11 protein-coding genes are annotated in these 12,359 nt (G+C 31.5%); 3 read left to right on the forward strand and 8 right to left on the reverse strand.

Annotated elements, in window-relative coordinates; all coding sequences use genetic code 11:
- Positions 1-636: 636 nt before the first annotated feature.
- From perR to bcp, 3 genes are all read right to left on the reverse strand, one after another.
- Positions 637-1,089, reverse strand: a complete 453-nt coding sequence (perR, locus tag KA878_RS03835; protein WP_053030348.1) for a peroxide-responsive transcriptional repressor PerR — start codon at positions 1,087-1,089, stop codon at positions 637-639.
- 93 nt (positions 1,090-1,182) lie between these two features.
- Positions 1,183-2,133, reverse strand: coding sequence for an NAD(P)-dependent oxidoreductase (locus KA878_RS03840; protein WP_193839165.1), 951 nt, complete (start codon positions 2,131-2,133; stop codon positions 1,183-1,185).
- Positions 2,134-2,137: 4 nt separating this feature from the next.
- Positions 2,138-2,593: a thioredoxin-dependent thiol peroxidase gene (gene bcp / locus KA878_RS03845; protein ID WP_053030350.1), complete on the reverse strand. Its 456-nt coding sequence runs from the start codon at positions 2,591-2,593 to the stop codon at positions 2,138-2,140.
- An 81-nt stretch (positions 2,594-2,674) separates the two neighbouring features.
- On the opposite strand from bcp, the gene KA878_RS03850 reads away from it, so the two are divergent.
- Both KA878_RS03850 and KA878_RS03855 read left to right on the forward strand, forming a co-directional pair.
- Positions 2,675-3,964 carry a glutamate-1-semialdehyde 2,1-aminomutase gene (locus tag KA878_RS03850; RefSeq protein ID WP_193839164.1) on the forward strand — a complete coding sequence of 430 codons (1,290 nt, stop codon included), beginning with the start codon at positions 2,675-2,677 and terminating at the stop codon, positions 3,962-3,964.
- Between the two features lie 153 nt (positions 3,965-4,117).
- Entirely contained in the window at positions 4,118-5,212 is a 1,095-nt protein-coding gene (locus KA878_RS03855; RefSeq protein ID WP_053030352.1) for an FUSC family protein, read from the forward strand.
- A 49-nt stretch (positions 5,213-5,261) separates the two neighbouring features.
- On the opposite strand, the gene KA878_RS03860 is transcribed toward KA878_RS03855, so the two are convergent.
- The 3 genes from KA878_RS03860 to mutY form a co-directional block, all read right to left on the reverse strand.
- Positions 5,262-6,998 carry an ABC transporter ATP-binding protein gene (locus KA878_RS03860; RefSeq protein WP_075108594.1) on the reverse strand — a complete coding sequence of 579 codons (1,737 nt, stop codon included), beginning with the start codon at positions 6,996-6,998 and terminating at the stop codon, positions 5,262-5,264.
- Positions 6,999-7,161: 163 nt separating this feature from the next.
- Complete coding sequence (gene ntdP / locus KA878_RS03865) at positions 7,162-7,704, reverse strand: nucleoside tri-diphosphate phosphatase (protein WP_053030354.1); 543 nt, start codon at positions 7,702-7,704, stop codon at positions 7,162-7,164.
- A 113-nt stretch (positions 7,705-7,817) separates the two neighbouring features.
- Positions 7,818-8,864, reverse strand: a complete 1,047-nt coding sequence (gene mutY, locus KA878_RS03870; RefSeq protein WP_193839163.1) for an A/G-specific adenine glycosylase — start codon at positions 8,862-8,864, stop codon at positions 7,818-7,820.
- 144 nt (positions 8,865-9,008) lie between these two features.
- Here mutY and KA878_RS03875 point away from each other — a divergent pair, with 144 nt between their 5' ends.
- Complete coding sequence (locus tag KA878_RS03875) at positions 9,009-9,986, forward strand: metal-dependent hydrolase (protein WP_053030356.1); 978 nt, start codon at positions 9,009-9,011, stop codon at positions 9,984-9,986.
- Positions 9,987-10,043: 57 nt separating this feature from the next.
- Here KA878_RS03875 and KA878_RS03880 read toward each other — a convergent pair whose 3' ends face one another.
- Positions 10,044-10,835 (reverse strand): teichoic acid transporter, encoded by a 792-nt coding sequence (locus KA878_RS03880; protein ID WP_193839162.1) that lies wholly within the window; start codon positions 10,833-10,835, stop codon positions 10,044-10,046.
- Between the two features lie 8 nt (positions 10,836-10,843).
- On the reverse strand, positions 10,844-12,355 hold the full coding sequence (locus tag KA878_RS03885) for an ATP-binding cassette domain-containing protein (RefSeq protein WP_193839161.1): 1,512 nt from the start codon (positions 12,353-12,355) through the stop codon (positions 10,844-10,846).
- Between the last annotated feature and the right edge of the window lie 4 nt (positions 12,356-12,359).

Raw genomic sequence — 12,359 nt, forward strand, 5'->3', positions numbered from 1 at the left:
CAGTTTTCAATGTTCATTTAAAGCAATTACATTTATTAATTATATCAACAATCAATATCTAATTTCAAGAACTTTTTTAAATTTATTTTTTAAAATTTTCTGTTCAAAACTTAATTGATTATTTCAACAAATAATATCTTATAATGTCTTGCTAAGTTTTTCAATAGTCAAAATTACACTTTCTTAACATTAAATTAATGATATTAATTTGCCGGAAAAGAAAGTTTACATTCGTTTTTGACGACTTTTATATAATATCAAGTTTAGAAATGAACGTCAATCATTTCCTCATAAGAATAATGACTAATTTTTCACATCTAATGTATTGTTTTGAATTAAGGGTATAATTTACGCATTTTATTGTTAATTTCATATCTAATATTCAACTATAATGCCAATACTTCATTATATTCACTATATATTAAGGTAGCTACTTTGAAATTGCTACTACATATTTAGATCAATATAAGAAAGAGGCTGGGACATAATAAAATGTTCCAGCCTCTTTAACATTTAGGTAGTAGATAACTAATTTGAAAAGTGCTTATATCAAACTTTTGCACTCTTAGTCATCTTTACTAGGAGTAAACAACAAGTTTAATTCTTTCTGACCTACTCCATTTAAACTTCTACTTATTATTCTTCTTTATCTTTGCATTCTTTACAGATACCATATATTTCCATACGGTGATGTGTTACGTCGAACTCTGTAATGTGTTGAGCAAGTTGTTCAACTTCATCAAGTTGTGGATAGTGGAAGTCTACTATCTTGCCACATTTCTCACAGATAACGTGATAATGATTATGAGTATTAAAATCAAATCGACTTGATGCATCTCCATATGTTAATTCTTTAACTATGCCAATACTTTTAAACACTCTTAAATTATTATATATTGTCGCAACACTAATATTTGGAAAATCAGGTGAAAGTGCTTGATAAATTTCATCCGCCGTCGGATGTGAATGAGATGCAATAAGATAACGAATGATAGCTTGACGTTGTGGTGTAATTCTAACACCAGCTCTTCTAAGGGCTGCAATTGATTCTTCTAGTTCATGATCAATGGACTCTACTTCTGCACTCATTGTTTTCACCACTTTCTAGTTAATAATAATTATTACTTGATATTAATATAACTGTTTAGAAAGTATAATGTCAATAAGTACGAACCTTTTCCATTAATAACCATGATATAAATCGACTTTATTCTCAATTACATCATTCTTATTGAGAAAATGGTCTAAATTCTTCTTAAAAAGTTTCGTTGCGTCTCTTTTAATGTTTTTATCATTACCACTGATATGCGTAGTTAGCGTTACATTATCTAACTTGTACAGCACATTGTCTGGTTTCAATGGTTCATTTTCAAATACATCAATATAAGCATGTCGAATTTGATTCTGTGATAAAGCCTTTATGAGTGTTTTTTCATTTACAACAGTTCCCCTACCTACATTAATAAATAAACATTCATCATTCATAAGCTCAAAATGTTTCTCTAATAGTAAATGATATGTTTCATTAGTTTCAGGTAAGGTGTTAATGATGATATCAGCTTTATTTAGATGTTTTTCAAGTTCTTCTATTTTATAAATACAGTCAAATCCTTCTTTGGATTTACCTGACCTACTAATTCCAACTATAGTCATATCAAATGGCTTAAGTAATTTAACGGTCTGTTGTGCTAATGATCCTGTCCCTAATATTAAAACACGTTCTCCACTCAATCGCTTGCCAGTTAGTCTAGAGTCATATACTTTATTGATTTGATTAATGTATGATGTACGCATTTTCTTATAGTCATCAAGTATGAATGCAAGAACAAACTCTGAAACTTGTTTTGCTTGCACGCCTCTACTATTGGTTAAAATAATGTTTCTTTTCTTAATTGTTTCTAAGGGTAAACTATTTACGCCTGTTGCGTACCAAGCAATCCATTTTAAATTTGGGCACTCATTAATGAAGTTTGCATCTACCCCACCATCATAACCAATCAATATATTCAATTCTTCCTTTAATGCTTTAGGTATGTCTTCGGCTTTTTTGAAAAAGTAAAATTCTAATTCTGGATAGTCACTTTTAAGTACTGATTCTATTTCTCCAAGTCGCTTTAAACTAACTATTTTCATTTTTTCACCCCAAAATTCGATTTAATTCTTCCATTTGTGTTTTAACTTTAACTTTTTCAATAACATCAATGATGATACCTTCTTCATCTATTATAAAAGTTGTTCGTACAATTCCCATGGATTCTTTACCGAATGACTTTTTCAATTGGTAAACACCAACTTTTTCAGATAATACATAATCTTCATCTACTAATAAGTCGAAATTAAGATTATGTTTAGCAATAAAGTTTTGATGCTTTTTCTTAGTATCTGCACTGACACCATAAACTTGTACATCTAATTCATTAAATCTATCTAAATTATCTCTAAAATCACATGCTTCAGTCGTACACGTTGGCGTATTATCACGTGGATAAAAATATAAAATTGTTTTGCTTCCTTTTATTGTTTCATTTGTAATACATTCTCCATTTTGATTCTCTAATTTGAATTCTGGAAATTTGTCACCTTTTTTAAACATCTTATCACCTATTTCTTAATCGTATTAATTATATGATACGATAGTAATGAATAATATTAAAATAAGAGAGGTTGAAATAAGATGAAATTCACTGAGAGTGAACGTCTGCAACAATTATCAAATGAATATATTTTAGGTGGCGTTAATTCACCATCACGTTCATATAAAGCGGTAGGTGGAGGTGCGCCTGTAGTTATGCGCGAAGGTCATGGTGCATACTTATATGATGTAGATGGCAATAAATTTATTGATTATTTACAAGCTTATGGCCCAATTATTACTGGTCATGCACACCCTCACATTACAAAAGCCATTCAAGATCAAGCAGCTAAAGGTGTATTGTATGGTACACCAACAGAGTTAGAGATTGAATTCAGTAAAAAATTACGTGAAGCAATCCCATCACTTGAAAAAATACGATTCGTTAACTCTGGTACTGAAGCAGTAATGACAACAATACGTGTTGCACGTGCTTATACAAAGAGAGATAAAATTATTAAGTTTGCGGGCTCTTATCATGGTCACTCAGACTTAGTATTAGTTGCTGCAGGAAGTGGTCCATCACAATTAGGCTCTCCTGACTCAGCGGGTGTTCCCGAAAGTGTTGCAAAAGAAGTAATAACAGTTCCATTTAATGATATTGAATCATATAAAGAAGCTATGAAACACTGGGGAAATGAAGTTGCAGCAGTATTAGTAGAACCTATTGTTGGTAACTTTGGTATGGTAGAACCACAACCTGGATTTTTAGAAGAAGTAAATAAAATCACACATGATTATGGTGCATTGGTGATTTATGACGAGGTTATTACAGCATTCCGTTTCCATTATGGTGCTGCACAAGACTTATTAAATGTATATCCTGATCTAACAGCTTTCGGAAAAATCATTGGCGGTGGTCTTCCAATTGGAGGCTATGGTGGTCGACAAGATATTATGGAACATGTTGCACCTTTAGGTCCTGCATACCAAGCAGGTACAATGGCCGGCAACCCACTTTCTATGAGAGCTGGTATTGCATTATTGGAAGTATTAGAGCAAGAAGGCGTTTATGAAAAATTAGACAAATTAGGGAAAAGACTTGAAGATGGCTTATTAAAATTGATAGAGAAACATCATATCACCGCTACTATAAATCGTGTATACGGTTCATTGACGCTTTATTTTACTAATGAAACGATTACGCACTATGAACAAGTTGAAAATTCAGATGGTGAAGCATTTGCTAAATTCTTTAAATTAATGCTAAATCAAGGTATTAATTTAGCACCTTCTAAATTTGAGGCATGGTTCTTAACTACAGAACACACTGAAGAAGATATTGATGAGACATTAAAAGCTGCTGATTATGCATTTAGTCAAATGAAATAATCAACTGATGGCCTACAATAAAGCTGTTCAAATTTGAAGAACAGTTTTATTGTAGTTTTTTTATTAGAAACAAAAACTTGTATCATTTCAGTCTTCAAGTGTATACTAGTTTAAAATATTATTATCAAAATTATATTTAAAGGAGCGTTATAGTTGAGGCTAGGAGCTCGTATACTAAAGACTGGTATTGCAATTATTCTCGCTTTGTTTATAGCTTCTTTTTTACCTGATAATGTCGGATTAAAATCTGTAGCGGGTATTAGTGCGATTGTTGCTATGCAACCTAATATATATCGTTCCATCAAAACGATTTCAGAACAGGCTACAGGTAATGTCATTGGTGCTTTATTAGCAGTCATCATGGTAACCATTTTCGGTAAAAATATTGTGATTATGGGCGTCACTGTTATTTTATTAATTGCTATTTTATATAAAATAAATTTAGCTCATGTTGCTACACTTGCAGGTGTCACTGCACTCATTATAATGGGGCAACATACAGGATCATTCTATGTAACAGCGGCTTTTAGATTCATTCTAGTAATGATTGGTGTCGTAAGTGCTTCTGTAGTTAACTTAATATTTTTACCACCTAAATTTGAAACCAAGATATATCACAACTCGGTAAATATTGCTTCTGATATATTTATTTGGTTTAAGCTTGTATTAAATGACGCTTCTGACTATCATCAGATAAAAGAAGATGGAGAACAAATTGAATCACGCATTTCAAAACTTGAACAGATTTTTAATTATTACAATGAAGAGAAAGCACTAACTAGAAAAGCAGCCTTCCAACAAAATAGAAAGAAAATTTTATTTAAAGAAGTTGTAGGTACAACCAGACAAGCATATGAAGTGCTTAATCGAATGGCTAGATATCAGAATGATCTTCATAACTTAAATTACAATTTGATATTTCAAATCAAATTAGAATTAGATTCTTTAACAGCGTATCATGAACAAATTCTAAAAAGTTTGTCGAAGAAGGCACGATATAATGTAGAACATTTTGATAATCAAATCATGAATCCTCAAAAGAAAGACCTAATGGATGCTTTTCAACAACAATTAATTCAAAATCCTTACCAAGTCGACTATTCTTATTCTAATATTATGCAAATTATTGCTACAATTGAAGAATATCGTTATTATCTAGAACATTTAGATCGTTTAAGATTAAGTTTCTTCACGTATCATCGAAATGATACTGAAATAGATATAGCCGATGAAGATTTTGACTTATAATAATAAGCGTTCACTGAATCAATAAAGTTCAGTGAACGCTTATTTATTATTATAAATTTTGTATACTATAGAGATGCTCATAAGCACCTTTTTTATCTATTAGTTCTTGGTGTGTGCCTGTTTCAACGATTTGACCGTTTTGCATTACAATTATCTTATCCGCATGTGTAATCGTTGAGAGTCTATGTGCAACAATAAGTGTTGTTCTATCTTTACTAAGCACATCCAACGCTTCTTGAATTATCGCTTCACTCTCTAAATCTAATGCTGAAGTAGCTTCATCTAAAATTAATATAGGTGGATTATTTAAAAAGATTCTTGCAATTGAAAGACGTTGTTTCTGTCCACCAGATAGTTTAACGCCACGTTCCCCTACTTCAGTATCATAGCCATCATGAAGATTCATAATAAAATCATGTGCATTGGCCATTTTAGCCGCTTCAATTATTTCTTCTTCACTAGCATCTGGGCGTCCTAATAATATATTTTCTCTAACTGTATCTGAGAAAAGAATATTATCTTGCTGTACTAAACCAATTTGATTTCTTAAACTACCGGTCAAAAAGTCTTTAACATTGTGATCATCTATTCTTATTTCACCTTCAGTTACATCGTAGAAGCGTGGTATCAAGTTAATTAAAGTTGATTTACCACCACCACTCATACCAACAAAAGCTACGGTATCTCCTTTGTTTATATTGAGATTGATATTTTTTAATATTGTTGATTCATCTTCATTATATTTGAAACTAACGTTTTTCAATTCTATATGACCTTGTTTAATTTCAATAGGCTGAGCGCCAATACCATTTTTTATATCATAATCTTCATCCATTAACTGAAACACCCTATCCATTGACGCAAAACTTTGAGTTAATGTTGTAAATGAAGCAACTAGTCTTCTTAACGGTCCAAATAATTGTTCCAAATAGCCAACAAAAGCTGCAAGTGTACCAACAGTAATTGAACCATTGATTGCTAAATATGATCCAAAGCCAATAACAATTATAGGTCCTAAATCTGTAACTGTATTAATCGCCGCAAATGAGTATGCATTCCATGACGTATGTTGAAATGCACGATTTAAGAAATGTTTATTTTTATGGTCGAAATTTTTAGCTTCATTATCCTCAATTGCAAAACTTTTAATTACTGACATCCCTTGTACACGTTCATGTAGAAATCCTTGTACTTCAGCTAATGCTTGCGAACGTTTACGCGTCAATTTTCTTAAGCGTCCAAAGAAGAAATAGACTGTGAGAATATAGAATGGGAAAATAATGATTGCCGCGAAAGTTAACTTCACATCTAGGAAGAACATAATAGATAGTGCAATGATGATTGTTATGCAATCTAGCCAAATGTTCATTAAACCAGTTAATATAAAGTCTTTCGTTTGCTCAACATCATTAATGACTCTCGATATCACTTGTCCAACTTGATTATTTGCATAAAATCTTGCACTTAGCGCTTGCAAATGATCATATAGACGTTTTCTAATATCATATAGAATTTTGTTACTCGTCCATTGTGCAAGATATTGTCGTAGATATTCTATTGGTGGTCTGACAATTAAGAAAATAAATAACGCTATGCCGATAGCTACACTTAAATGTTGAAACTTTTCATTCGTTGAAAGTGCACTATTATTAATAACGCCGTCAATTGCATATTTGATAAGTAGAGGAATTAACATAGGAATGCCGAATTTGATAATCCCAATAATTATCGTAGCTATTATTCGATATTTGTATGGTTTAACAAATTCTAAATAGCGTCGTATCATACTACTCCCCCCTATGATGATCACAATTATATTTTTAAAAAATTAATAGAGGTTGAAACTTTGATCCCAAACAATACATTTGTATCATCAAAGTAAATTCAACCTCTTGTTATTATCACTCAAGTACTATAAAACAAATATGTAACAATTACATCTTTTATGCTTAATAATTACGGATTTTTTTATATCGCTCTTTCCAAACTTTTATAAAATCTGGAGCGAATGGTCCTTTTTTCTGTTCAATCCACTGTTGTAAAATATCTACATTACGGCGTAAAATAACATCTATATCATGTGGATAATTCATCTGATTCATATGCTGTTCATACTCATCTTCATCTAATAAATGATATTTTCCATTAGGATATACCTTAATATCTAAATCATAATCAATGTATTTCAAAGCTTCTTCGTCACAAACGAAAGGCGATGATAGATTACAGTAGTAATAAATGCCATCCTCTCTAAACATACAAATGACATTAAACCAATATTCTGAATGAAAATACACGATAGCTGGTTCTCTCGTAATCCATGTACGACCGTCACTTTCAGTAACTAAAGTGTGATCATTCCCTCCAATAATCACATGGTCTGTGCCTTTTAAGATTGTTGTTTCAGACCATACTCTATGGATGTTACCGTCGTGTTTGTAACTTTGAATTTTTATATTTTCGCCTTCTTTAGGTATGGATTCTTTTACCATACTCCACACCACCCTTTTAGTAATTTTCGCACTTTAGATTATATCATATTTTTAAATAAGTCTTTACAGATGCGTTGTTATTTTCACTCAAGTTATACACAAATTAGAAAGTCTTAGCCGTTAATGTATTGGTATATCTTATCCATAGAAACTGGTAACGTATATGCTTGTCGCTGATTTAAATCCATCCATTCCAGATGGTTATCTTTCATAAATGATTCTGACAGTGTCACGGTCTCAATGGTACTATAGACACTAATATCCCAAGTCATATGTGTGAATTGGTGTTTAAGCTTAAATACAATTCCCTCAGCTATCGATAACGACAATCCCAATTTTTCTTGCAATTGTTCTAAAGCATTTGGTGTTTCAAACATTGGAAATTGCCACATGCCATTTAACAATCTTTCTTGACGTTGCTCCATTAAATATTGACCTTTGGCATTTCTAACTAAGAATACCGCTTGTTGAATAGTTTTTTTCTTAATGTTCTTCGTTTTTACTGGTAATTCAAATACAGTGCCTTCTTTAAAAGCACGACAGTTCTCTTGTACTGGACAAAATAAACATAGCGGTTTCTTAGGTGTACAAACTAGCGCACCTAATTCCATCATTGCTTGGTTAAATGTACCCGCCTCTTGATACACATAAGGCTGTAATTCTTGTTCATAACTTTTTCTCGTACTTTGCAACTTTATATCTCTTGAATCATTATTCAATCTAGACCATACTCTAAAGACATTGCCATCAACAGTTGCTAATGGCTGATTAAACGCGATACTTAAAACTGCTGCTTGAGTATAAGGACCTACCCCTTTTAATTTCCCAAATTGTTCTGGTGTAGAAGGAACGACACCATGATATTCTGATGCTACTTCTTTCACAGCAGTATGAAAGTTACGTGCGCGACTATAATAGCCCAATCCTTCCCAATATTTAAGAACTTCTTCTTCATCTGCCTGACTTAATTCCTCTATTGTTGGAAAACGTTGAATAAATCTGTGATAATAGTCCACAACTGTTTTAACCTGTGTTTGTTGAAGCATAACTTCACTTAACCAGATATAATATGGATTCGAAGTTTCACGCCATGGCATTTCTCTCTGATTCTTATTAAACCATTGTATTAAATTCTTTTTAAAAGTAGAATCGTTTATCATAATTATTTCCTTTCAATACGCTTTATTTACTTCACTACGAGCACTTAATATTAAATGAACAGTATTTTAATATGTTTCTTAATTTCGTTATTCCAATTTTTAGATTATAATATATATTAAATTAACATGAAAAGAGTGAACGTTATGGATACAGCCACGCACATTGCAATCGGTGTTGGATTAACTGCTTTAGCAAGTCAAGACCCAGCTATGGCAAATACTATGGCAGCCACAGCCACGACCTTAATTGCAGGGTCGTTAATTCCAGATGGCGACACCGTTTTAAAATTAAAAAATAACGCCACATATATTTCACATCATCGTGGTATCACTCATTCTATACCATTTACAATTTTATGGCCGATATTGATTACATTTTTGATTTACGTAATCTTTCCAGGCGTAGATACTACGCATATATGGTTATGGGCACAGTTAGCGGTATTTTTACATGTCTTTGTAGATATATTTAATTCATATGGTACCCAAGCACTACGCCCACTAACAAACAAATGGATTCAACTAAGTGTTATTAATACCTTTGATCCAATCATTTTTATCATACTTTGTTTAGGTATTGTGATTTGGCTTCTAGGTGTTCATCCATTTGCAGTGTTCTTTCCAATTATAGGTGTACTCATCATTTATTACATTGTTCGTTTTAAAATGCAAAGTATTATAAAGAAACAAGCATTAAGTCAAATTAAAGAACAACACAATCCTGTTAAAATTTTTGTAGCACCAACTATGAAATTTATGGAATGGCGTGTTGCGATTCAAACTGAAGAACATGATTATGTAGGCCGATCATTTGGTAGAAATGTTGTTTTTAGTGATAAAGTTAAGCGACAACCATTTTCACCAGATACGTTATTGTGGCAAATCAAAGGTAATAAGGATATTAGAACATTTTTAAACTTTTCGTCTATTTATCGTTGGCAAACTCGAAAGCTAGACGATGATACTACAGAAGTTCGTCTGGTTGATTTACGTTATTTAAATAAAGGCCATTATAGCTTTGCAGCAATTGCACATGTCGATAATGACAATAATATTGATCATTCATACATTGGATGGGTTTTCACAGAAGAAAAATTACAAAAGAAATTATATTCTAAATAAACTTTTAAAAAGAGTGAACCAGAGTCATAATCTTATCTATGATTCTGGTTCACTCTTTTATTTATTTTTTGTTGCTATTGTTTGAGATGAATATTTATATTTTGAGTGTGCAACATATCTCATTAACATAAAATTAACCGCACCTATAATTACTAAAATAATAACAAAATAGATATGGTAAGTAATGTTGTACAAATTTACTACACCATATATTGCAGAAGTCGCAATACCGTCAATTAAATAAAATAGTGGATTCAATTTTAGAATTTGAATCATTAAATTCTCATTTGCAGATGGAATAAATATGACAGGTATAATGAAAAAGCAAATAATTCCAATTAAGAAATATAACTTTGTCATATTCTTGTTTATAATATCTAATAATCCTAAAGTAACGGATATAAATACAATAAATAAGACCATCATGATAAAAAATACGATAAATGCAATCAGTGACTCATCGAAATTCACTGGCTTAAACAGTACGACGATCAACGTTAATATACAACAAATAAAACTTCCAAGAAGTGCATTTGCAATGGCTGTAACCAATGGTGTTGCTTGGAATGATTTTGTTATTAAATAATCTTGGCTGTACGCTTTAAAAGATTTAAATATCGTTGCGAATAGAGTAATAAATGTCATCATAGCAATGAGTCGATATAGCCATCTTGCTTTGCTAATATCCTCAATCCCTATAAAAGATAATGTCATTAGTGCAATCACTAATACAACTAATTGCGCAATTAAAAGCATAGCAAACCATTTCCAAGTATCTATGATGCGTTGTTTTGTAAACTCAATTAGTGATGGAAAGCGTTTAATATATAATAAAAAGTTATCTATCATTTTTACACCTACAATTCAATGTATATCCACTTGCTATTTTTCATGTCTGCGATTAAATATCCATCCCCCGACTTAACAATCCATAAATCCTGTGTAATATGATATTTATCTTTGAGCTCATCTTTATTAACTATTGGAAAAACAAATCCAGTTAATTTATTTTGATCATTAAATAACATATCGATTGGTTGTTGTGTTACTTCAACAACATATCTTGAATCTTTATCTGGCACTAATGTTTTTTTAACTTGATCGTGTTTCTTATGTAAGTGGCTATTAAAATAATCTACATAATTACTGTAATTTGATTTCATATATGGAGATAGCGCTTTGAAAGAATGTGACTCATATAGTGCCGCTGGGTTAAAATATTCTAATTTATGTTTTGCTACCACATAATCTTTATCATCACTGCTGACGCGATAACTTTTTGAATTTTCACCTGTGATTGTTAAAAACGTATATTTAGGGACGTTGATATTAGAATCCCCTTTTAAAGTGATTGAATCATCTAACACAATGCCATATGCAAGCTTTTCTTCAAATGGGTCTTTATTCTCTACTTTCTTTTGCGCTTCAATAATTGGAACGTCAAAACGTCCTACATTATTAATCACTAATGCGCCTACAATGAATAAGCAAATTAAACTCGTAATTAAAATCGTCCAAAATCTTACAACAAAATCAGGTACTTTCGCATGTCTATATCGTTCAACTCTTTTGAAATTATAGCTCATTTCCGGAAGTCTACTACGGCTTTCTTTCCAATCTAAATCAAAATTAAGTTGTTCTTCATCATTTGCTATGCTCATTCTATCTTGCTCGTGCTCTTTAAATACAGGCAAGACTTGGTTTAGTGAGCCTTCCATACGTACTTGTCCATGTGAAATCCAAGCAACATAGTTACTCACTTTTTCAACTTTTGCCAAGTCATTATCTATAAATACTAATGACTTATTTTCACTAATATAGTCTTTTGATAATTTTTTTGCTTTTTCTAAAAAGGCTTCATCGAGATGTTCAATGATATGATTTAAAATGATTAAATCCTTTCGACATACGCGTGCAATACTTAAAATTAACTGTGCAAAATCTGAATGGCTAAGTGCATTAATATGAACCGAAGACTTATCATCTAAATGTGCGAACTTAATGATTTGATCAACATTATGAGAGGTTGTTTCATAAGTAAATAATCGTTGAACTTCAGTTACATACTGTCTTACAGTCATATGTATTAAATGTTTATCTTTTATATCACCATAATACGTAGAAACCGATTGATTAATCTTACCTCTATCTGGCTTAATGTCACCAGCCATAATTCTACCTATTAAAGTTTTTGAAGATCCTGGTTCACCAATGATAGCTAATGCTTCCCCTTGGTATATATGTAGCGATATATTGTTTAATTCTATGTCTTCAGCGGCATAGCCAAATGGTAGATACCACTTTCTGTTTTTTTTACTTCTATAATAATGCGTGACATTGAGCATTTTTAAGATTATTGAACTTCCCATTCGT

The organism is Staphylococcus sp. GDY8P57P (assembly GCF_017892585.1).
GTDB lineage: Bacteria > Bacillota > Bacilli > Staphylococcales > Staphylococcaceae > Staphylococcus > Staphylococcus borealis.

Coding starts and splice junctions, on each gene's coding strand:
- perR (WP_053030348.1), bottom strand. CDS start 1,089: ATGAGTGCAGAAGTAGAGTCCATTGATCATGAACTAGAAGAATCAATT.
- KA878_RS03840 (WP_193839165.1), bottom strand. CDS start 2,133: ATGAAAATAGTTAGTTTAAAGCGACTTGGAGAAATAGAATCAGTACTT.
- bcp (WP_053030350.1), bottom strand. CDS start 2,593: ATGTTTAAAAAAGGTGACAAATTTCCAGAATTCAAATTAGAGAATCAA.
- KA878_RS03850 (WP_193839164.1), top strand. CDS start 2,675: ATGAAATTCACTGAGAGTGAACGTCTGCAACAATTATCAAATGAATAT.
- KA878_RS03860 (WP_075108594.1), bottom strand. CDS start 6,998: ATGATACGACGCTATTTAGAATTTGTTAAACCATACAAATATCGAATA.
- ntdP (WP_053030354.1), bottom strand. CDS start 7,704: ATGGTAAAAGAATCCATACCTAAAGAAGGCGAAAATATAAAAATTCAA.
- mutY (WP_193839163.1), bottom strand. CDS start 8,864: ATGATAAACGATTCTACTTTTAAAAAGAATTTAATACAATGGTTTAAT.
- KA878_RS03875 (WP_053030356.1), top strand. CDS start 9,009: ATGGATACAGCCACGCACATTGCAATCGGTGTTGGATTAACTGCTTTA.
- KA878_RS03880 (WP_193839162.1), bottom strand. CDS start 10,835: ATGATAGATAACTTTTTATTATATATTAAACGCTTTCCATCACTAATT.
- KA878_RS03885 (WP_193839161.1), bottom strand. CDS start 12,355: ATGGGAAGTTCAATAATCTTAAAAATGCTCAATGTCACGCATTATTAT.